Origin of the sequence: Leclercia sp. 119287, assembly GCF_009734485.1 — a bacterium.
Classification (GTDB): domain Bacteria; phylum Pseudomonadota; class Gammaproteobacteria; order Enterobacterales; family Enterobacteriaceae; genus Enterobacter; species Enterobacter adecarboxylatus_C.
On record NZ_CP046445.1, the window covers coordinates 3,267,304 to 3,287,835 of the forward strand.

At 57.2% G+C, this 20,532-nt stretch carries 18 protein-coding genes; 10 read left to right on the forward strand and 8 right to left on the reverse strand.

The genetic code is table 11. The features are described 5' to 3' along the window. Nucleotides 1–16: 16 nt before the first annotated feature. The 3 genes from GNG27_RS15785 (at nt 17) to GNG27_RS15795 (ending at nt 3,065) form a co-directional block, all read left to right on the forward strand. Nucleotides 17–1,063: a YeiH family protein gene (locus GNG27_RS15785; RefSeq protein WP_156264247.1), complete on the forward strand. Its 1,047-nt coding sequence runs from the start codon at nt 17–19 to the stop codon at nt 1,061–1,063. Between the two features lie 65 nt (nt 1,064–1,128). Next, nucleotides 1,129–1,986, forward strand: a complete 858-nt coding sequence (nfo, locus tag GNG27_RS15790) for a deoxyribonuclease IV (protein WP_156264248.1) — start codon at nt 1,129–1,131, stop codon at nt 1,984–1,986. A 2-nt stretch (nt 1,987–1,988) separates the two neighbouring features. Further along, nucleotides 1,989–3,065, forward strand: coding sequence for a sugar kinase (locus tag GNG27_RS15795; protein ID WP_156265161.1), 1,077 nt, complete (start codon nt 1,989–1,991; stop codon nt 3,063–3,065). Between the two features lie 36 nt (nt 3,066–3,101). Here GNG27_RS15795 and GNG27_RS15800 read toward each other — a convergent pair whose 3' ends face one another. The 6 genes from GNG27_RS15800 to fruB all read right to left on the reverse strand — a co-directional run bounded on the left by GNG27_RS15800 (nt 3,102) and on the right by fruB (nt 10,371). Continuing rightward, the gene (locus tag GNG27_RS15800; RefSeq protein WP_156264249.1) at nt 3,102–4,355 is read right to left on the reverse strand and encodes a NupC/NupG family nucleoside CNT transporter; all 1,254 of its coding nucleotides are present in this window, start codon (nt 4,353–4,355) and stop codon (nt 3,102–3,104) included. Between the two features lie 90 nt (nt 4,356–4,445). Then, a complete protein-coding gene (locus tag GNG27_RS15805) occupies nt 4,446–5,381 on the reverse strand; it encodes a pseudouridine-5'-phosphate glycosidase (RefSeq protein WP_156264250.1) in 936 nt (311 codons plus the stop codon). Next, entirely contained in the window at nt 5,374–6,309 is a 936-nt protein-coding gene (locus GNG27_RS15810) for a pseudouridine kinase (protein WP_156264251.1), read from the reverse strand. Before GNG27_RS15810 ends, GNG27_RS15805 begins: the two co-directional genes overlap by 8 nt. Nucleotides 6,310–6,588: 279 nt before the next feature. Continuing rightward, nucleotides 6,589–8,286, reverse strand: coding sequence for a PTS fructose transporter subunit IIBC (gene fruA / locus GNG27_RS15815; protein WP_142486490.1), 1,698 nt, complete (start codon nt 8,284–8,286; stop codon nt 6,589–6,591). A gap of 16 nt (nt 8,287–8,302) precedes the next feature. After that, nucleotides 8,303–9,241 carry a 1-phosphofructokinase gene (gene fruK / locus GNG27_RS15820; protein ID WP_142486491.1) on the reverse strand — a complete coding sequence of 313 codons (939 nt, stop codon included), beginning with the start codon at nt 9,239–9,241 and terminating at the stop codon, nt 8,303–8,305. After that, nucleotides 9,241–10,371, reverse strand: a complete 1,131-nt coding sequence (gene fruB / locus GNG27_RS15825; protein ID WP_142486492.1) for a fused PTS fructose transporter subunit IIA/HPr protein — start codon at nt 10,369–10,371, stop codon at nt 9,241–9,243. The genes fruK and fruB overlap by 1 nt, the downstream gene beginning before the upstream one ends. A gap of 368 nt (nt 10,372–10,739) precedes the next feature. On the opposite strand from fruB, the gene setB reads away from it, so the two are divergent. Continuing rightward, the gene (gene setB, locus GNG27_RS15830; RefSeq protein ID WP_156264252.1) at nt 10,740–11,921 is read left to right on the forward strand and encodes a sugar efflux transporter SetB; all 1,182 of its coding nucleotides are present in this window, start codon (nt 10,740–10,742) and stop codon (nt 11,919–11,921) included. Here setB and GNG27_RS15835 read toward each other — a convergent pair. After that, nucleotides 11,918–12,172 (reverse strand): YkgJ family cysteine cluster protein, encoded by a 255-nt coding sequence (locus tag GNG27_RS15835; protein ID WP_156264253.1) that lies wholly within the window; start codon nt 12,170–12,172, stop codon nt 11,918–11,920. The two genes, setB and GNG27_RS15835, sit on opposite strands and share 4 nt — an antisense overlap. A 163-nt stretch (nt 12,173–12,335) precedes the next feature. Here GNG27_RS15835 and yeiP point away from each other — a divergent pair, with 163 nt between their 5' ends. Continuing rightward, nucleotides 12,336–12,908: an elongation factor P-like protein YeiP gene (gene yeiP / locus GNG27_RS15840; RefSeq protein ID WP_014884579.1), complete on the forward strand. Its 573-nt coding sequence runs from the start codon at nt 12,336–12,338 to the stop codon at nt 12,906–12,908. 122 nt (nt 12,909–13,030) lie between these two features. Here yeiP and uxuA read toward each other — a convergent pair whose 3' ends face one another. Continuing rightward, nucleotides 13,031–14,221 (reverse strand): mannonate dehydratase, encoded by a 1,191-nt coding sequence (gene uxuA / locus GNG27_RS15845; protein WP_156264254.1) that lies wholly within the window; start codon nt 14,219–14,221, stop codon nt 13,031–13,033. Between the two features lie 205 nt (nt 14,222–14,426). On the opposite strand from uxuA, the gene GNG27_RS15850 reads away from it, so the two are divergent. The 5 genes from GNG27_RS15850 (at nt 14,427) to GNG27_RS15870 (ending at nt 20,474) form a co-directional block, all read left to right on the forward strand. Beyond that, the gene (locus GNG27_RS15850; protein WP_156264255.1) at nt 14,427–15,893 is read left to right on the forward strand and encodes a mannitol dehydrogenase family protein; all 1,467 of its coding nucleotides are present in this window, start codon (nt 14,427–14,429) and stop codon (nt 15,891–15,893) included. A gap of 122 nt (nt 15,894–16,015) precedes the next feature. Continuing rightward, nucleotides 16,016–17,002 (forward strand): GTP-binding protein, encoded by a 987-nt coding sequence (locus GNG27_RS15855; protein WP_156264256.1) that lies wholly within the window; start codon nt 16,016–16,018, stop codon nt 17,000–17,002. Nucleotides 17,003–17,035: 33 nt separating this feature from the next. After that, entirely contained in the window at nt 17,036–17,740 is a 705-nt protein-coding gene (locus tag GNG27_RS15860) for a phosphatase PAP2 family protein (RefSeq protein WP_231600404.1), read from the forward strand. Nucleotides 17,741–18,166: 426 nt separating this feature from the next. Continuing rightward, nucleotides 18,167–18,736: a bifunctional murein DD-endopeptidase/murein LD-carboxypeptidase gene (gene mepS / locus GNG27_RS15865; protein WP_039031038.1), complete on the forward strand. Its 570-nt coding sequence runs from the start codon at nt 18,167–18,169 to the stop codon at nt 18,734–18,736. A gap of 181 nt (nt 18,737–18,917) precedes the next feature. Next, nucleotides 18,918–20,474: a cyclic di-GMP phosphodiesterase gene (locus GNG27_RS15870; RefSeq protein WP_156264258.1), complete on the forward strand. Its 1,557-nt coding sequence runs from the start codon at nt 18,918–18,920 to the stop codon at nt 20,472–20,474. Nucleotides 20,475–20,532 lie beyond the last annotated feature (58 nt).

The window sequence follows — 20,532 nt, forward strand, 5'->3', positions numbered from 1 at the left end:
AGAAAAGGAGAAGGTTATGACAACACTCACCCTGCAGCATCATCGTACAGTGTGGCACTACATTCCCGGCCTGGCGCTGAGCGCGCTGGTCACCGGCGTGGCATTATGGGGCGGCAGTATTCCGGCGGTAGCCGGGGCGGGCTTCAGTGCCCTGACGCTGGCCATCCTGCTGGGTATGGTCGTCGGGAATACGGTCTATCCGCACATCTACAAGCCCTGCGATAGCGGCGTGATCTTCGCTAAGCAGCACCTGCTGCGCCTCGGGATCATCCTGTATGGCTTTCGCCTGACCTTTGCGCAGATTGCTGACGTTGGGGTCAGCGGGATCGCCATCGACGTGTTAACCCTGACCAGCACCTTCTTGCTGGCCTGCTTTATCGGCCAGAAGGTTTTCGGGCTCGACAAACAGACCAGCTGGCTGATTGGCGCGGGCAGCAGCATTTGCGGTGCCGCGGCGGTACTGGCGACCGAGCCGGTAGTCAAGGCCGAGGCCAGCAAGGTGACGGTTGCCGTCGCGACGGTGGTGATCTTCGGTACCCTGGCGATCTTCCTCTATCCGGCGATGTATCCTCTGGTGGCGCACTGGTTTAGCCCGGAAACCTACGGGATTTATATTGGCTCGACGATGCATGAGGTCGCTCAGGTGGTAGCAGCCGGTCATGCCATCAGCCCGGACGCGGAGAATGCGGCGGTGATCGCCAAAATGCTGCGAGTAATGATGCTGGCGCCCTTCCTGCTGATCCTGGCGGCGCGGGTGAAGCAGCTCGCTCCGGCGGGCAACGGCGAGAAGAGCAAAATAACCATTCCGTGGTTTGCGATCCTGTTTATTGTGGTGGCGGTGTTTAACTCGTTCCATCTGCTGCCCAAAACAGTCGTCGATATGCTGGTGACGCTGGATACGGTGCTGCTGGCGATGGCGATGGCGGCGCTGGGCTTAACCACCCACGTCAGCGCCCTGAAAAAAGCCGGGGCGAAACCGCTGCTGATGGCGCTGCTGCTCTTTGTCTGGCTGATTGTTGGCGGGGGTGCCATTAACCTGGCGGTTCATAGCCTGCTGGCATAAACCACTTCAAACTTCTCCTGTTAACCCGCTATCATAAGCGTTTGCGGGTTAACAGGAGTCCCTTTATGAAATATGTTGGAGCGCACGTCAGCGCTGCTGGCGGTCTGGCGAATGCCGCCATTCGTGCCGCCGAAATTGAGGCGACCGCCTTCGCCCTGTTCACCAAAAATCAGCGCCAGTGGCGCGCCGCACCCTTAACGACTCAGGTGATTGATGAGTTCAAAGCGGCCTGCGAAAAATACCATTTCACTCCCGGCCAGATCCTGCCCCACGACAGCTACCTGATTAACCTCGGTCACCCGGTTCAGGAGGCGCTGGATAAATCCCGCGAGGCCTTCCTGGATGAGATGCAGCGCTGCGAGCAGCTCGGCCTGACGCTGCTGAACTTCCACCCTGGCAGCCATCTGACGCAGATCGATGAAGACGCCTGTCTGGCACGGATCGCCGAGTCGATCAATATCGTGCTGGAACAGACTCAAGGGGTAACGGCGGTGATTGAGAATACCGCCGGACAGGGCAGCAACCTCGGTTTCCGCTTTGAGCATCTGGCGGCCATTATCGATGGCGTGGAAGATAAAACCCGCGTCGGCGTCTGCATTGATACCTGCCATGCCTTTGCGGCGGGTTACGACCTGCGAAGCAGTGAAGAGTGTGCCAAAACCTTCGCGGAATTCGAGCGCATTGTGGGCTTTAAGTACCTGCGCGGCATGCACCTCAACGATGCGAAAAGCGCTTTTGGCAGCCGCGTTGACCGCCACCACAGCCTGGGTGAAGGCAACATCGGCCACGACGCGTTCCGCTTTATCATGCAGGACCCGCGTTTCGACGGCATTCCGCTGGTGCTGGAAACCATCAACCCGGATATCTGGGCGGAAGAGATCGCCTGGCTGAAAGCACAACAGTACGCCGAGGCCACCGCATAATGATGAACGAAAGGGAAAAGCAGATCCTGAAGATCCTGCGGCGTAACCCTCTTATTCAGCAGCATGAAATCGCCCAGATCCTCGATATCAGCCGTTCGCGCGTGGCCGCGCACATCATGGATTTAATGCGTAAAGGGGCGATCAAGGGCAAGGGCTATATCCTCACCGAACAGGATTATTGCGTGGCGCTCGGCGCCATCAATATGGATATTCGCGGCGTGGCCGACATTCGCTTCCCTGAACCCTCCTCCCACCCGGGAGCAATTCAGTGCGCGGCGGGCGGCGTGGCGCGAAATATCGCCCATAACCTGGCGCTGCTGGGTCGCGAGGTGCACCTGATCTCCGCCGTCGGCAGCGATTTTTATGGCGAGACCCTGCTGGAGCAAACCCGGCTGGCGGGCGTGAACGTCCAGAGCACGATCCGCCTGCACGGGCAAAGTACGGCAACTTATCTGTCGATTGCCAACCCGCAGGACGATACCGTGCTAGCCATCAACGACACCCATATCCTGCAGGGGCTGACGCCGCAGCTGCTGAACCAGTCGCGCGAGCTGCTGGCCCATGCGGGGGTGGTGCTGGCCGACTGCAACCTTACGGCGGAATCCCTGGAGTGGGTCTTTACCCTCGCCGGGGATGTACCGGTGTTTGTCGACACGGTTTCAGAGTTTAAAGCCGACAGAATCAAGCCCTGGCTGTCGCGGATCCATACCCTCAAGCCGACGCTGAAAGAGCTGCAGATTCTGGCGGAGTGCGACGATCGTCAGGCGGCGCTGACCGCCCTGCATGAGAAAGGGGTGCAGAGGATTGTGGTGTGTCTGGAAGATGATACGGTCTTGTGCAGTGAACAGGGCGCGGAGCCGTTCCTGCTGACGCCTCCTGCGCACCCGGTTGTTGACCGTTTTGGTGCCGACGATGCCTTTATGGCGGGCCTCGTCTACGGCTTCCTCGACGGGAGCGATTTTGCTGATGCGGCCCGGTTTGCCCTCGCCTGCGCGGCGCTCTCCCGCGCCAGCGAAAGCATTAACAATCCGACTCTGTCGGTGGATAACGCCTGGTCTCTGCTGGAGACCGCGCAGTAAAAAAGCCGGGTAGTTTTGCTACCCGGCCTGTTCCCTCTATCCCGATAAACCGATAAAGAACCCGGCAATGGTGGCGCTCATCAGGTTAGAGAGCGTCGCCGCCACCAGCGCCCGCACGCCAAGCTGGGCAATCTCCGGGGCACGCTGGGGCGAGACCGCCGAAAACGCCCCGACCACCACGCCAATCGAGCCGAAGTTGGCGAAACCGCACAACGCGAACGAGATAATGGCGATGGTTTTCACGTCCAGCTGACCGGCGGTCTGCAGATACGGCGAGAAGTTGAGATAGGCGACGAATTCATTAATCGCCAGCTTCTGCCCGATCAGGCTGCCTGCAAGCGTCGCATCCTGCCATTCGACGCCCATGATCCACGCCAGCGGCGCGAGGGCGTAGCCAAACAACCCCTCCAGGCTCAGGCTTTCAATGCCGAACCAGCCGCCGATGCCGCCCAGCATGCCGTTCAGCAGCGCAATGATCGCCACAAAGGCCATCACCACGGTCGCCACCCCGGCGGCGATTTTCAGCCCGGTCATCGCCCCGGTCGCCGCGGCTTCGATAATGCTTTTCGGCGGGGTCTCGCTGAAAGAAAGATTCTCAAAGGTGACCTGTGACTCCTCGGTGGCCGGGCTCAGCAGGCGGGCAAAGAGGATCCCGCCGGGGATCGCCATCAGCGAGGCGGCCAGCAGGTAATCAATCGGCACCCCCATGCCCGCGTAGCCAATCAGCATCGAACCGGCAATCGACGCCATCCCGCTACAAATGGCGGTAAACAGCTCGTTGCGGTTCAGCTTGTCGACAAAGGGTTTCACGATCGCCGGGATCTCGTTCTGCCCGAGGAAGATGGTGGTCACCGCCACAAAGGATTCGATTTTGCTGATGCGCAGCGCTTTCTGGAAAATGCCGCCCAGCACGCGGATCAGCAGCCCCATCACTCCGATGTAGTACAGGAGGCTGATCAGCGCGGTGACAAAGATAATGGCGGGCAGCACCCGAAAGGCAAATACGAACCCGGCCCCGTCAAACAGGGTATCCATCTTCGGCCCGACCAGCGCCCCAAAGATAAAGGCGCTGCCGGCATCGCTGTAAGACATGACTTTACTCACTCCGATCGCGGCCTGCTCGACCAGCCATTTGCCGGGTGGGAAATAGAGCATGATGCCGCCGATCGCCACCTGCAATACGAATGCGGCGCCGACGGTGCGCAGGCTGATACGGCGTTTATTGACCGACAGGAGGAAGGCTATCGCCAACAGTACCGCCATACCCAGCAGACTTCTCATTACGTCCATAATGATTTCCTTACCTGAAAACCCGGCGACAGGCCGGGTATCCGTGATTCCACTGCGAAGACAGGCGACGGCAAACTGCCTGTGAGAGGGTTACGCGAGGCGCTGATAAGCCTTCGCGATATCGCAGGCGAGACGGGCGTTGTTAAAGACCAGCTGGATATTTGATTTCAGGCTGTCGCCGCCGGTCAATTCCGCCACGCGGGCCAGCAGGAACGGGGTGCTGGCTTTGCCGGTGACGCCCTGCTCTTCCGCCTCCCTCACCGCCTGGTCGATAGCCGCGTTGATGGTCTCTTCCGCCATTGCAAACTGTTCCGGGATGGGATTCGCCACCACCAGGCCGCCGTTAAGGCCGGTCTGCCATTTCACCGCCATGGCCCGGGCAATCGCCTCGGCGCTGTCGAGACGAATGCTGACCTCAAACGGGCTGGTGCGGCAGAAAAAGGCTGGCAGGGACTGGGTCTGATAGCCAATCAGCGGCACGCCGTTGGTTTCTAAATATTCGGTGGTTAAGCCGAGGTCGAGAATCGATTTTGCCCCTGCGCAGACGACGGCGACGTTGGTTTTTGCCAGCTCCTGTAAATCGGCGGAAATATCAAAGGTGTGCTCTGCGCCACGGTGAACACCGCCAATCCCGCCGGTAGCAAAGACCTTAATCCCGGCCATCGCCGCAATGATCATGGTTGAGGCAACCGTCGTTGCGCCGTTGATACCTGCCGCCACCACGAAAGGCAAATCCCGGCGGCTGACTTTGGTCACCGCATGACCTTCGCGGCCTAATAATTCAATCTCTTCTTTACTGAGCCCGACTTTCATTACGCCACGAATAATCGCAATGGTGGCCGGAATAACGCCCTGCTGGCGGATCGCATCTTCAACTTCCAGCGCCGTCTGGGCATTTTGCGGGAAAGGCATGCCATGAGAAATAATAGTGGACTCAAGCGCCACAATCGGTTTGTTATTATTTAAAGCGTCCTGAACCTCAGGAGAAATTTGCAGGAACTCAGCAGACAATTTTAATTCAGACATGTTCTCTCTCCATTAATGCGTTAACGTTTTCAGACGATAAATCAGGGTTATTGGTAAATACGGAAGCCAGCGCCAGCGAAGAACAGCCCTGGGCAAAACGCACGGAATCTTTAAATGCGGCGCCGTCCAGCCAGCAGAAAGCGAGCCCCGCCATCATTGCATCCCCCGCGCCGGTGACGTTGACCACCTGGGTTTTAAAGGGCGCTGACCAGCCGCTTTCGCCCGCCTTTTCGCTGTAATAAACGCCGTCGCCGCCCATGCTCAGCACCAGCCGGAACAGGCCATGCTGGTGAAACCAGGCCGCCACTTTCGGCGCATCCGCCGCGCAGGTCAGCGGGATGCCGCTCAGGGTTTCGGCCTCCAGCCGGTTGGGCTTCAGGGTGTGGATATGGCCCAGCCAATCGCTAATCTTGCTGCATTTCCAGGCCGAAACCGGATCAACGAAAACCGGCGTCTGGCCTGCGTTTTCAAAGATCCATCCGAGGGCGGATTCGCTGAGGTTGCAGTCCACCACCACCGCTTTTGCAGCGCGGATAAAAGCCAGGTGATGGGCCAGATAGTGCGGATTAATGTGGTCAGAAATCGCCATATCGTTGATGGCAACCAGCATCTCCCCGGTATTGTCGAGCAACGATAGATAGCTGGATGTTCCCTCTCCGGGAATAACCTGACACTTATCAACCTGCACACCGGCGGCCTGGGTTTGAGACAGCAGCGACTGACCGTAAAAATCATCGCCTACCGCGGAAAGAAGCCAGACATTTTTACCAAGTAGCGCCAGATTTTGCGCAATATTGCGGCCTACGCCGCCGGGTGTGAATTTTATTTTCCCTGGATTAGAGTCGGCATAATTGAGCGAAGCATGTGAATATCCCGCCACATCCATATTTGCAGAACCAATAACAACAATATAATCCTTTTCACGCATAGAACATCCTCTGGCGCACAGGCCATCGCAATGATAATTAAGCGATCTGGTAACGTTGATATTTATTAGAACACATGTTTATTTATAAACATGTGTTCATGGTATGTGCGGAAGGGGGAAAGTAAAGCGAGCAAAGAGAGGATCGTTTAATGAATATGAACAAACTCACACTTATTTGTAGCGACAGTTTTCAACTCTACAAAAGAATGCGAGGCGCTGCACGTTTAAACGCAATAAAAAAGGGCAGAGTCGCCTCTGCCCTTTTCGGATAAACAATATTTATGCTGCTTTCGCGGCAATCGCTTCAGCTTCCGGGCGTTTTACCACCGCGTAAGAGAGACCTGCCACCAGCGTACCGGCGATAATCGCGAACAGGTAACCCAGCACCGGCGTAATCGCACCCGGGATCAGCAGAACAAACAGACCGCCATGCGGCGCCATCAGTTTTGCGCCCACCGCCATGGAGATAGCACCGGTCACCGCACCGCCGACGATACAGCACGGCAGAACGCGCATCGGGTCGCGGGCAGCGAACGGAATCGCCCCTTCGGTGATAAAGCACAGGCCCAGAACCAGCGCCGCTTTACCGCCTTCCTGCTGCGCCTTGTCGAACTTACGACGAGCAATGATAGTCGCCAGGCCCAGCGCCAGCGGTGGCACCATACCTGCAGCCATAATCGCCGCCATCGGAGCATAAGTCTGGGTACTCAGCAGGCCAACGCCGAACGCATAAGCCGCTTTGTTCACCGGACCACCCATATCGGTACACATCATGGCGCCAAGGATCGCACCCAGCAGGACCGCATTGGCGGTGCCCATGGTCTGCAGCCAGTGGGTCAGGCCTTCGAGGATACCTGCGACCGGCTTACCGATCAGGTAGATCATAGCCAGACCAACAACCAGGCTGGAGAACAGCGGAATGATCAGGATCGGTTTCAGCGCTTCCATACTCTGCGGCAGTTTCAGCTTCGAGCTGATCAGCTTCGCCACGTAGCCGGCGAGGAAGCCGGCGATGATCCCGCCGATAAAGCCAGAGCCGGTGCTCACGGCCAGCATACCGCCGATCAGGCCCGGGGTCAGACCAGGACGGTCAGCGATGGAGAACGCAATGTAACCTGCCAGCACCGGCACCATCAGCGCGAACGCCGAGCCGCCGCCAATCTGCATCAATGCCGCCGCCAGGGTACCCGGCTCTTTAAAGGCCTCGATACCAAAGGCGAAGGAGAGCGCGATACAGAGACCGCCCGCCACCACCATCGGCAGCATATAGGAGACGCCCGTCAGCAGGTGACGGTAAGCCCCGGCGGACTCTTTCTTGCCTTCGGAGGCCGAGGAGGCGGTGTTGCCCGCCGGCTGGAAGGTTTTCGCTTCCGCCTGGGCTTTGTCCAGCTCCTGGGCGGTTTTCTTTAGCGCCAGACCGGTTGAGGTGCGATACATCGGCTTACCGGCAAACTTCGCCAGATCCACTTCGATATCCGCGGCCACGATCACCAGATCCGCTGCCGCCACCTCTTCCGGGGTGATGGCATTGCCTGCGCCCACCGAGCCGCGGGTTTCAACCTTCACCCACCAGCCGCGTTTTTTGGCTTCGGTTTCAATGGCTTCTGCGGCCATAAAGGTGTGCGCCACGCCGGTCGGGCAGGCGGTCACCGCCACCACGCGTTTCGGACCGCTGGTAACAGTCGTTGCCGCCGCTTCTGCGACAGGAGCGGTATACAGCGCCGCATGGCCTTTCGCTTCGCTCAGGAACAGTTCCGGGTGAGCGACCGCGCGATTGATATCGCCCAGCCACACTTTTTTGCCGTTCAGCGAGCTGTCGGCCGGGATCTTGTCGCCCAGGACGATAACCAGTTCGGCATCGCCCGGGTTGTCGATGAAATCAAGGTGTGCTTTATGTCCCGCCGAACCCAGCAAGGTTTTCGCCATATAGGCGCGGGCCTGTCCGAGTGCAGAGTCAATAATCAGCAGCGTTTTCATTATGCCTCTCCTGCTGTCAGTTAAAGGGTTTCAAGTCAACGCGCGCCATCATCGCGGCTAACTGGGTACGATCGGTGATCCCGACATTGCTCTGGCTGACGGCCAGGGCAGCAACGGCGGTGGCAAGACGTAACGTGTGTTCACTGGATTCACGCATCAGCAGGCCGTAAATCAACCCGCCCACCATCGAATCGCCTGCACCCACGGTGCTGACCACTTCCATCGATGGCGGTTTGGCGATCCATTCGCCGGAGGCGTTAACCCACAGCGCGCCCTCTGCACCCAGCGAGATCACCACATGCGCGATACCTTGCTCACGTAAGGCATGGGCGGCGTCAATGACATCCTTTAAGTCTGGCAGCTTACGGCCAGCCCAGATCTCAAGTTCGCGACGATTCGGTTTCACCAGCCACGGCGCGGCTTTCAGACCCGCCACCAGCGCATCGCGGCTGCTGTCAAAGATGATGCATGGGCACTGGCTGCGCAGGCGCGTCATCCAGTCGGTAAAGGCTTCCGGGCTGACGCCGGACGGCAGGCTGCCGCTGACGCAGACCATGTCGAACTGACCCAGCCAGGTCAGGGAGTCATTCACAAAACGCTCCCAGTCGGCCTGGGTGACTTCAAAACCGGAGAAGTTCAGGTCGGTCACTTCGCCATCTTTTTCGGTCATTTTCACGTTGATGCGGGTACGGCCCTGCACCACCTGAAAACGGTTGGCGATCCCCAGCTCGCTGAACAGCTGCTGGAAACCATCCTGGTTATCTTTGCCGAGGAAGCCGCCGACGGTGACGTCGATCCCGAGATCCTTCAGCACTTTCGCAACGTTAATCCCTTTACCTGCCGCGTGCAGGCCAGTGGTACGCACGAGGTTAACTTCGCCGCGTTCAATTTCCGGGCAAAAGCCCACGAGGTCGTAAGCCGGGTTCAGCGTAATGGTGGCAACACGTCTGCTCATTATGCGCCCTCCCCCAGACCGGCCGCGATGGCCTCGCCAATCGCTTTCAGCGCCTGTTCAGCATCTGCACCCTGCGCGGTAAAACGCAGGCGATGGCCTTTTTTCACGCCCAGCGCGACAACCTTCATCAGGCTGCGACCGTTGGCCGGTTTGCCACTGCCGTCGAGGTTGGTGACGGTGACGTCGCTGTTGAACTGCTTAATGGTATTGACCAGCATGGTGCCCGGACGAGCGTGCAGACCATGTTCGTTACGCACCACAAATTCGGCGCTCAGCAGTTCATCGGTATTCACATCATCGCTGGTCAGCAGCGCCAGCAGGGTTGCGGCATCGGCTTTCAGCAGTTGTTCAGCTTTTTTGTTCAGCAGCAGATCGCCGAGGCGCTTCAGCACCTCAACCGGCTGGTCATCGGCCATGGCGACGGTGACCAGCAGGGCCGTGGTTTCCCCGGCGGTGTCAAAAGCGGTGGCCGCACGGCTGACCGCGATAGCGCTGCGCAGGTTGCCTTCAGCACAGTCGTTCAGCCAGACGCCCTGACCGAGGTTCAGCGGTTTGTCGTTAACGGCGTGGGCTACGAAGGCGGTATCCACCGCACCGGCCTCTTTCAGGCGACCGGCGTTCAGCGCCTGCAGGGTCACCAGATCGGATGCCACTACGTCGAGGGTCAGCGTGTCGTTATCCAGCTTCAGGGCTTCGCTCTGCTTTTCACCCATCAGCAGCGCGCGCAGCTCTTCGGCAGTGGTGGCGGATTTCAGCTGTTCAGCCACCGCGTCGTCGCTCAGGACGTGCGTCAGCTGACGCAGCAGGCCGAGGTGTTCATCGCTGCTGGCGGCAATCCCGATGGCGACATAAGCCACCTGGCCTTCGCCCCAGAGCACGCCCTGCGGGAACTGATAAACCTGAACGCCGGTTTTCAGCACCTGGTCGCGGGTATCTGTGGTGCCATGCGGAATGGCGATGCCATTGCCAAGGAAGGTTGAGGTCTGTAGCTCGCGCGCCAGCATGCCGTCAACGTAGCCGTTGGCGACGTTGCCCGCCTGCACCAGCGCGGCGGCGATCTGCCGGATGGCCTCTTCTTTAGTACCGGCCTGTTCGCCGGGATGAATGTCCTGCACGGATAACTGGAACATGGTTCTCCACTCCTGCTGAAATTGAATCGTTTCAGCTAACATGAAAAAAAATACGCTATTCCGGTTGAATCAGAGGTACCCGATAGCGCTGAAACGTTTCAAGAAGTCTTGCTCTTTCTACAAAAGCTTGCAAGTAAAGTTACAATTCAGCATACAAAATTTAGATGTGCGGCACATTTTATTGCCAGACAAAGCATTTTTTCTTATCTGTTTTGAATTTCACCGCTGTGTTTCAGCTACTTCAGCAAACGCATATAACAATCTGAAAGGGGATTTTGATTTTTCGTGGGGTGAGTGGCCTTGCGCGCTGTCTATTTTCTGACAAGCGGCGTAAACTCCGCCTCTCTTCATATCACTGATACAGAAACATGCATACGACCCCCGCCGCCGCCTCGCCAAAGTCATTTGATTTGACCTCATCGGCGTTTTTGATTGTTGCCTTCCTTACCGGGATTGCCGGTGCGTTACAAACTCCAACCCTGAGCCTGTTCCTTACTAACGAGGTTCATGCCCGTCCGGCCATGGTCGGTTTCTTCTTTACCGGAAGCGCCATCATCGGCATCCTGGTCAGCCAGTTTCTGGCCGGGCGTTCGGACAAGAAAGGCGACCGCAAATCCCTGATCGTCTTTTGCTGCCTGATGGGCGTGTTTGCCTGCCTGCTGTTCGCCTGGAACCGTAACTATTTCGTGTTGTTGTTTGTCGGCGTGTTTCTCAGCAGCTTCGGCTCCACCGCCAACCCCCAGCTGTTCGCCCTCGCCCGGGAGCATGCCGACCATACCGGCCGCGAGGCGGTGATGTTCAGCTCGATCCTGCGCGCCCAGGTCTCCCTGGCATGGGTGGTCGGGCCGCCGCTGGCCTACGCCCTGGCGATGGGGTTTGGTTTCACGGCGATGTATCTCAGCGCCGCCGTGGCCTTTGTGGTCTGTGGCGCGATGGTGTGGTTTTTCCTGCCGACGATGCGCAAAGAGCCGAAGCTGGCGACCGGGGTGCTGGAATCTCCTCGCCGCAACCGGCGCGATGCCCTGCTGCTGTTTACGGTTTGCACCTTAATGTGGGGCACCAACAGCCTGTACATCATCAATATGCCGCTGTTTATCATTAATGAGCTGCATCTGTCCGAGAAGCTGGCGGGGGTGATGATGGGCACGGCCGCCGGGCTGGAGATCCCTACGATGCTGATTGCGGGCTACTACGCAAAACGCTTCGGTAAACGTTTCCTGATGCGCGTTGCCGCCGTCGCGGGCCTGCTGTTTTACGTCGGAATGCTTACCGCTCACTCACCGGTGGTGCTGCTGGGATTACAGCTGCTGAACGCCATTTATATTGGCATTCTCGCCGGGATCGGCATGCTTTACTTCCAAGATCTGATGCCAGGCCAGGCGGGTGCCGCGACGACGCTGTACACCAATACCACCCGTGTGGGCTGGATTATCGCCGGTTCTGTGGCCGGGGTGGTGGCCGAGTTCTGGAGCTATCACGCGGTATTCTGGATTGCGCTGGGGATGTGCATCCTCACCACGCTCTGCCTGACGCGCATTAAGGACATTTAAGGCGCGGTGAGCGCCTCGAGTTCGAGCAGCCAGGTCATGGCCTGCCCGCGCGAGGTGCTGCACATCTCGAGCGAAGGCTGGAGCCCGGCACAGACTTTGGGCCGCGAGCTCGACCCGAAGATTTTGCAGCGCTGCTGTGCGTCCAGCTGGACGCAAGGCGTATTGGCAGGCTTGCCGTTGGGCATCCCGGGAATGGGGCTGGAGATGGAAGGCGCAGTGCAACATGCGCCGCAGTCCGGACGGCAATCCATAAACGTACTTTACCTGAAAGAAAGCCGCTCCCGCGGGCGTGACGCGCACAGTAACACCTTTTGCGTATTGATAGCAAAAGCCACGAAATCCACTTGCCTGAAATGCCGCGCGCGAGTACTTTGACGCGATATTTTTGACCTTCCCGTAAACAGGATGACTGCAATGCCAAGAGCGAACGAAATTAAGAAAGGTATGGTGCTGAATTACAACGGCAAGCTGCTGATTGTGAAAGACATCGATATTCAGGCACCAAGCGCCCGTGGCGCAGCAACGCTGTACAAAATGCGTTTTGCTGATGTGCGTACCGGTCTGAAAGTTGAAGAGCGTTTCAAAGGCGACGATATCGTGGATACCGTTACCCTGACCCGTCGCTATGTCGATTTCTCCTACGTTGACGGCAACGAATACGTCTTTATGGATAAAGAAGACTACACCCCGTACATCTTCACCAAAGATCAGATTGAAGAAGAGCTGCTGTTTATCCCGGAAGGCGGGATGCCGGATATGCAGGTCCTGACCTGGGACGGCGTCCTGCTGGCGCTGGAGCTGCCGCAGACCGTCGATCTGGAGATCGTGGAAACGGCACCGGGCATCAAAGGTGCATCCGCTTCCGCGCGTAACAAACCGGCGACCCTGACCACCGGTCTGGTCGTACAGGTGCCGGAATACCTCTCCGCAGGCGAGAAAATCCGCATCCATATCGAAGAAAAACGCTATATGGGTCGTGCTGACTAATGTGGCATTTGCCCGGTGGCGCTGCGCTTACCGGGCCTACAAAAAAACCGGCCATTGAGCCGGTTTTTTTATTCGTGCTGTTGTAGGCCGGGTAAGGCGAAGCCGCCACCCGGCAGCTGAACCTACAGGAGTTCTGGATACTTCGTCATCTTCAACGCCAGCTCTACGCCGCGCACTTCCGCCATCCCTTTCAGACGCCCAATCGCGGAATAACCCGGGTTGGTTTTCTTACGCAGATCGTCCAGCATCTGGTGCCCGTGATCCGGGCGGAACGGAATCGGACGCAGATCGCCCGCCCGCTTGCGACGCTGCTCTTCACCCAGAATCGCATCGACCACCGCCACCATGTTCACGTCGCCGCCAAGATGCGCCGCTTCGTGGAAGGTTTTTGGGTTATCTTCCCGGCAGGTGGCCCGCAGGTGGGTGAAGTGGATCCGGTCGCCGAAGGTCTCGATCATCTGCACCAGGTCGTTATCGGCACGCACGCCGTAGGAACCGGTACACATCGTGAAGCCGTTATAGATGCTGTCGACCGTCTCTTTCAGCCACTGCATATCCTCAATGGTAGAGACGATACGCGGCAGGCCGAGGATCGGACGCGGTGGATCGTCCGGGTGGACCGCCAGACGCACGCCCACCTCTTCCGCCACCGGCACGATAGCGCGCAGGAAGACGGCCATGTTTTCCCGCAGCTGGGCTTTATCGATGTTGCCATACTCCGCCAGACGCGCGCGGAACTGGTCGAGGGTATAACCCTCTTCCGCACCCGGCAGGCCGGCGATAATGTTGCGGGTCAGTTTTTCAATCTCGGCATCGCTGGCGTTGTTGAACCATTCCTGCGCCTGCTGCTGCTCTTGTGCGGTGTAATCTGCCGCTGCGCCTTCGCGCTTCAGGATGTGCAGCTCGAAGGCGGCAAAAGCGATCTGGTCAAAGCGCAGCGCTTTTGAGCCATCCGGCATTTCGTACTCGAGGTCGGTACGCGTCCAGTCAAGGATTGGCATAAAGTTGTAGCACACGGTATCAATACCGCAGGCCGCCAGGTTGCGGATACTCTGCTGGTAGTTGGCAATCCAGGTCTGGTAATCACCGGAGTGGGTTTTGATCTCTTCGTGAACCGGAATACTTTCGACCACCGACCAGGTCAGCCCTTTCTCTGCCAGCAGCGCCTGACGCGCTTTGATCTCCTCCACCGGCCACACCTGACCGTTGGGAATATGGTGCAGTGCGGTGACGACGCCCGTTGCGCCAGCCTGACGCACATCATCAAGAGAAACCGGGTCTTTCGGCCCGTACCAACGCCAGGTTTGTTCCATTGATTCACCCTCTAAAGTTGTTATACCAATATTATCTATCGAGATGACGGCTACCATACATGCCTGACCAGAGAGGTCAATGTGTCTCGCTATATTGATTGATCCATCTCACAGTTCCCGGATAATTACGGCTCACCAATTCAATTTGTTGTCATATAACTTTACACTGGCATTGTTAATTAATGGTTAATCAGGTGTGTATTTCATGAAGACAATTGCCTCCACCACGCTACCCGCTAATGTGTTACAGCCGCAGTACGATCGTCAGGCGTTACGCTCCCGTATCGTCCATTTCGGCTTTGGTGCCTTTCATCGCGCCCATCAGGCGCTCCTGACCGATCGGGTGCTGAACGCCAAAGGCGGCGACTGGGGGATATGTGAGATTAGCCTGTTTAGCGGCGATACGCTGATGAGCCAGCTACGCGCGCAGGATCATCTGTTTACGGTGCTGGAAAAAGGCGCTGAAGGTAATCAGCCGATTATCGTGGGGGCGGTGCATGAATGCCTGAACGCAAAGCTGGATTCGCTGGCGGCCATTATTGAGAAGTTTTGCGAGCCGCAGGTGGCGATTGTCTCCCTGACCATTACCGAAAAGGGCTACTGCATCGATCCGGCCACCGGCAAGCTGGATACCCGTAATGAACGCATCATTCACGACCTGGACTACCCCGATGAACCGCACTCCGCGCCGGGGATCCTGGTCGAAGCGTTGCATCGCCGTCGCGAGCGGGGTCTTTCGCCGTTCAGCGTCCTTTCCTGCGATAACATTCCCGATAACGGCCACGTGGTGAAAAACGCGGTGCTGGGCATGGCCCACAAGCGTTCGCCTGAGCTGGCGGAGTGGATCGCCGCTAACGTCAGCTTCCCGGGCACCATGGTGGACAGGATCGTCCCCGCCGCCACAGACGACTCTCTTGCAGAAATCGCCCGTGAGGTGGGTGTCGAGGATCCGTGCGCCATCAGCTGCGAGCCCTTTATCCAGTGGGTGATCGAGGACAACTTTGTCGCCGGCCGCCCGGAGTGGGAAGTAGCCGGAGTACAGATGGTGCAGGACGTCCTGCCGTGGGAGCAGATGAAGCTGCGCATGCTCAACGGCAGCCATTCGTTCCTGGCGTATCTCGGCTATCTGGCCGGTTTCGCCCATATCAACGACTGCATGGCGGACAGCGCGCTGCGTGACGCTGCCCGTCGCCTGATGCTCGATGAACAGGCCCCGACGCTGCGCATCACCGGGGTGGATCTCGCCGCCTACGCCGACAGCCTGATTGACCGCTTCGCCAACCCGGCGCTGCAGCACCGCACCTGGCAGATTGCGATGGACGGCAGCCAGAAACTGCCTCAGCGCATGCTGGAGAGTATTCGTCTTCACCGCCAGCGCGACACCGCCTGGCCGCTGCTGGCGCTCGGTGTGGCAGGCTGGATGCGCTATGTTAGCGGCGTGGACGATGCGGGCCATACCATTGATGTCCGCGATCCGCTGAGCGATAAAATTCGCACCATCGTCGAAACCAGCAGCGAAGAGGAGCGCGTCACGGCCCTGCTGACGCTCACTGAAATTTTCGGCACCGACCTGCCGCAGGATCCGCAGTTCGTTGAGGCCGTCACCGGGGCTTACCAGCGCATCCGACAGACGGGCGCGCGCCAGGCTATTATCGATACGCTCCAGTTTTAACCGGTGCGTTTCAGGCGAGCGGGAAGACTCCCGTTCGCCCTCCCCCCTTCCCATGGCTGTTCTTTTGCGTCAGGATTACTGATAATTGTTATAGCATTACATTTATCACCCCTGGAGCACCTGTGACTAAAACCAATCTCATTACTGGCTTTCTCGGCAGCGGGAAAACCACGTCGATACTGCACCTGCTGGCGAATAAAGATCCTGCTGAAAAATGGGCCGTACTGGTCAATGAGTTTGGCGAGATCGGCATTGATGGCACGCTGCTGGCCGATAACGGGGCGCTGGTGAAGGAGATCCCGGGGGGATGCATGTGCTGCGTGAACGGTCTGCCGATGCAGGTGGGGCTGAACACCCTGCTGCGTCAGGGCAAGCCCGACCGGCTGCTGATTGAACCGACCGGGCTGGGCCATCCGAAGCAGATCCTCGACCTGCTCACCGCCCCGGTCTATGAGCCGTGGATCGATTTGCGCGCTACCCTGTGTCTGCTCGACCCGCGTCAGCTGCTGGACGAGAAATATGTCCAGAACGAGAATTTCCGCGATCAGCTTGCCGCCGCCGACGTCATCATCGCCAATAAAGAGGATCGTGCCACCGCGGAAAGCCGCGCCGCACTGGATATCTGGTGGCAGCACTTCGGCGGTGAACGTCAGCTCGCGTATACCACTCAGGGGAATATCGACAATACCCTGCTTGACCTGCCGCGGCGTAATCTGAATGCGTTGCCCGCCAGCGCTGCCCATACCCACAGCCACGGCGAAAAACAGGGGCTGGCCGCGCTGAGCCTGCCTGCGCATCAGCGCTGGCGTCGCAGCCTGAACAGCGGCCAGGGGCATCAGGCCTGCGGCTGGGTGTTCGACGCCGACACCTGCTTCGACACTATCGGTTTGCTCGAGTGGGTGCGGCTGGCACCGGTTGAGCGCGTGAAAGGGGTAATGCGTATTCCCGAGGGGCTCTTACAGGTCAATCGTCAGGGGGCCGATTTTCACATCGAGACGCAGGGCGTGGCGCCGCCGGATAGCCGAATAGAGTTAATTAGTGCGGTTAACACCGACTGGAACGCCTTACAGTCGAGCTTGTTGAAGCTTCGTTTAAGTTCGGGCAACTAACGTTGCCCTGATTTAACTGCTGACGGCATGATGATGAAAACCCGACTATTACCCATTTTATTACTCAACCTGGCTGGCCTGGCCCTCTTTTTATCCTGGTATCTGCCGGCCAACCACGGTTTCTGGTTCCCGCTGGACAGCGGGATATTTCACTTCTTCAACCACCAGCTGGTGGAGAGTCGCGCCTTCCTGTGGCTGGTGGCGATCACCAACAACCGCGCCTTTGACGTCTGCTCCCTGCTGGCGATGGGCTACCTGATGCTCACCTTCTGGCGCAACGAAAGCGCTGCCGGACGGCGACGCATTCTGATGATTGGCCTGGTGATGCTGCTGACCGCGGTGGTTCTGAACCAGCTGGCGCAGGCCCTTATTCCGGTAAAACGCGCGAGTCCGACGCTATTTTTCCCGGATATCTACCGCGTCAGTGAATTGCTGCATATTTCGACAAAGGACGCTTCGAAGGACAGTTTCCCGGGCGATCACGGGATGATGCTGCTTATTTTCACCGCGTTTATGTGGCGCTATTTTGGTCATAAGACTTTCGCATTAGCCCTGATTATTTTTATGGTTTTCTCTTTCCCACGGGTAATGATTGGCGCGCATTGGTTCAGCGATATTGCCGTCGGATCCCTTTCGGTGGCGTTGATTGGGCTTCCATGGTGTCTGATGACCCCATTGAGTGAGCGCTTAATAACCTTTTTTGATCGCTACCTGCCCCGGGTAATTCAACAATCTTAAAACAAGTTACTCACCGAAATTAACAGTATCCATCAGGGATCATTGCCGATCTCTGATGGATTATCGGCTTGCCCTCCCCGCTCTTGTCATCTTCCTGTCATATTAATCGCGTTAGAAATTAACGCGTTGTACAATCCTTAACCTAAATTACTCCCTGATATTGCTATCCCGGCAGCAAACTTTCGGTATCACATTTTCTTATAAAAAATTGGATATTTTTGCTCGCAATGGCTGGCCCGATCGGGTACTCTCAGACTCGTTTTACCTCAGCGCTACAATTATTATCGTTGTAAATAAATTTGTGCGATTCGCCACAGATTTGACCATAAAGAATTGTCTGATAGTGCGCAGGTATTTAGTCTCGTCTCGCTTGGCATTTTTTATAACGATATTTGTCGTTAAGGACTTCAAGGGATAATAAACAACATGGTCAAATCTCAACCGATTTTGAGATACTTCTCACGGGTGATCCCGGCGATTGCAGTAGCGGTTCTGCTTTCAGCTTGTAGCGCATCGAATACCGCAAAGAATATGCATCCTGAGACGCGTGTTGTGGGGTCGGAAGACGCCTCTTCACTGCAAGCTTCTCAGGATGAATTTGAAAAGATGGTCAGCAATCTGGATATTAAATCCCGATTAATGGACCAGTATGCTAGCTGGAAAGGCGTGCGCTATCGCCTTGGCGGCGAAACACGTAAAGGGATTGATTGTTCCGGTTTCGTACAGCGTACTTTCCGCGAACAGTTTGGTTTAGAACTTCCGCGTTCAACCTATGAACAACAGGAAATGGGCAAATCGATTTCGCGTAGCAGCTTACGCACCGGCGATTTAGTTCTGTTCCGTGCGGGTTCAACCGGCCGTCATGTCGGCATCTATATTGGTAACGACCAGTTTGTCCACGCGTCCACCAGCAGTGGTGTGACGATCTCCAGTATGAACGAGCCCTACTGGAAGAAGCGCTACAATGAAGCGCGTCGTGTACTGACTCGCAGTTAACCACCTGTGCTGTCCGTTTCCCTTGGCTGACAGCATGGTAAAAAAGCACTGCTTATGCAGTGCTTTTTTTTTGTACCTCAACATTGAAATCAGGTCTGGTCGTTCCAGGCTATAGTCTGATAGTTGCGTGAGTTTAGCCGTCATGATAACGCGGGCGGCACATCAGGATCCGATACCATTTATGTTTACCCGCCGTTTATCAACCCGCCGCAAAGTGCTGATGCTCAGCGTGCTTGTCGGTCTTCTTGTCGCCCTGCTCTGCGGCGGTATGCAGTTTTTTTTCAGTTATCACAAACGGGAAGTGAAATTCGATAACCTGATTACCGACCTCCATGACTACATGGCGGATTATTTCAAAGAGCTGCGCGTCTCCGTTGATGAACTGCAGCCGTTGACCTTAAGCCAGTGCCACGAGGTCAGCGCCGAATTAACCTCTCGCGCCGCATTCAGTCTTAACGTCCGAGCCTTCCTGCTGGTAAAAGATAAAATCGCCTTCTGCTCGTCAGCAACCGGGCCGATGCATGTCCCGCTCAGCGATCTGGTGCCGGATATCGACGTCGATAAAGAGGTCGATATGGCCCTGCTGCCCGGTACCCCGATGATGCCGAAAAAACCGGCCATTGTGTTATGGCACCGAAATCCGCTGTTGAATAACGGCGGGGTATTTACCTCTATTAATCTCAACCTGACCCCCTATCTGTTATATACCGCCCGCCAGGATGAATTTGCCGGTATTGCCCTTATTATCGGCAAGACCGCTTTTTCGACCTATTCAAATCGTTTAACTCACGTTTCAGACCTGGACAATCAACCGGCGCGCTCAAGCCAGATCGAGGGGCTACCGCTGACCATTCATCTGTACGCCGAAACCTGGACGCTGGCCGATCTGCAATTTGCGCTGCTGTTTGGTCTGATGTGCGGCTCAAGCATCGGGGTTCTCTGTTTCTACTGGCTGATGAACCGCGCCAACCCGCGTAAAGAGATCCTCACCGGCATTAAGCAGAATCAGTTTTACGTCGTCTATCAGCCGGTCGTGGACGCGACTAACATGCAAATGGGCGGCGTGGAGGTCCTGATGCGCTGGCACCATCCAGGCGCTGGCGAGATCCCGCCGGATGCCTTTATTAGCTTTGCGGAAGCGCAGAAATTAATTGTGCCGCTGACCCTGCATCTCTTCGACCTGATCCTGCGCGACGCCCCGGCGTTGAAAAAACGCCTCCCCCCGGGTTCGAAGCTGGGGATTAATATCTCCCCGGGTCACCTGCACGCCGACAGCTTCAAGGACGATATGCGTAAGTTTGCCGCCTCGCTGCCACCGGATCATTTCCAGCTTGTGCTCGAAATTACCGAGCGCGATATGCTGAATCAGCGGGAAGCAACAAAGCTGTTTGAGTGGCTGCACCTGGAAGGGTTTGAAATCGCGGTGGATGACTTTGGCACCGGGCACAGCGCCCTGATCTACCTTGAGCGTTTTACCATGGACTATCTCAAAATCGATCGGGGCTTCGTTAACGCCATCGGCATGGAAACCGTCACCTCCCCGGTGCTGGACACGGTGCTGACCCTCGCCCAACGACTCAATATGGTGACCATCGCCGAAGGGGTCGAGACCCCCGAGCAGGCAAAGTGGCTGCGCGATCACGGCGTCAATATGCTGCAGGGCTACTGGATCAGCCGCCCGATGCGCCTGGAGCAGCTACAGGTCTGGCAGCCTGATGTTCACCTGGACCGCGAATAATTTCCCAACCACCGCTACGTCACTTATTATTCAGGTATCCGGCCCGGCCAGACTGTAA

Excerpts from the sequence above, each read along its gene's own strand:
- mepS (WP_039031038.1), top strand. The coding sequence starts at position 18,167 with ATGGTCAAATCTCAACCGATTTTGAGATACTTCTCACGGGTGATCCCG.
- GNG27_RS15850 (WP_156264255.1), top strand. The coding sequence starts at position 14,427 with ATGAAGACAATTGCCTCCACCACGCTACCCGCTAATGTGTTACAGCCG.
- GNG27_RS15805 (WP_156264250.1), bottom strand. The coding sequence starts at position 5,381 with ATGTCTGAATTAAAATTGTCTGCTGAGTTCCTGCAAATTTCTCCTGAG.
- yeiP (WP_014884579.1), top strand. The coding sequence starts at position 12,336 with ATGCCAAGAGCGAACGAAATTAAGAAAGGTATGGTGCTGAATTACAAC.
- GNG27_RS15835 (WP_156264253.1), bottom strand. The coding sequence starts at position 12,172 with ATGGATTGCCGTCCGGACTGCGGCGCATGTTGCACTGCGCCTTCCATC.
- setB (WP_156264252.1), top strand. The coding sequence starts at position 10,740 with ATGCATACGACCCCCGCCGCCGCCTCGCCAAAGTCATTTGATTTGACC.
- fruA (WP_142486490.1), bottom strand. The coding sequence starts at position 8,286 with ATGAAAACGCTGCTGATTATTGACTCTGCACTCGGACAGGCCCGCGCC.
- GNG27_RS15785 (WP_156264247.1), top strand. The coding sequence starts at position 17 with ATGACAACACTCACCCTGCAGCATCATCGTACAGTGTGGCACTACATT.
- fruB (WP_142486492.1), bottom strand. The coding sequence starts at position 10,371 with ATGTTCCAGTTATCCGTGCAGGACATTCATCCCGGCGAACAGGCCGGT.
- GNG27_RS15810 (WP_156264251.1), bottom strand. The coding sequence starts at position 6,309 with ATGCGTGAAAAGGATTATATTGTTGTTATTGGTTCTGCAAATATGGAT.
- nfo (WP_156264248.1), top strand. The coding sequence starts at position 1,129 with ATGAAATATGTTGGAGCGCACGTCAGCGCTGCTGGCGGTCTGGCGAAT.
- GNG27_RS15795 (WP_156265161.1), top strand. The coding sequence starts at position 1,989 with ATGAACGAAAGGGAAAAGCAGATCCTGAAGATCCTGCGGCGTAACCCT.
- uxuA (WP_156264254.1), bottom strand. The coding sequence starts at position 14,221 with ATGGAACAAACCTGGCGTTGGTACGGGCCGAAAGACCCGGTTTCTCTT.
- GNG27_RS15860 (WP_231600404.1), top strand. The coding sequence starts at position 17,036 with ATGAAAACCCGACTATTACCCATTTTATTACTCAACCTGGCTGGCCTG.
- GNG27_RS15800 (WP_156264249.1), bottom strand. The coding sequence starts at position 4,355 with ATGGACGTAATGAGAAGTCTGCTGGGTATGGCGGTACTGTTGGCGATA.
- fruK (WP_142486491.1), bottom strand. The coding sequence starts at position 9,241 with ATGAGCAGACGTGTTGCCACCATTACGCTGAACCCGGCTTACGACCTC.
- GNG27_RS15870 (WP_156264258.1), top strand. The coding sequence starts at position 18,918 with ATGTTTACCCGCCGTTTATCAACCCGCCGCAAAGTGCTGATGCTCAGC.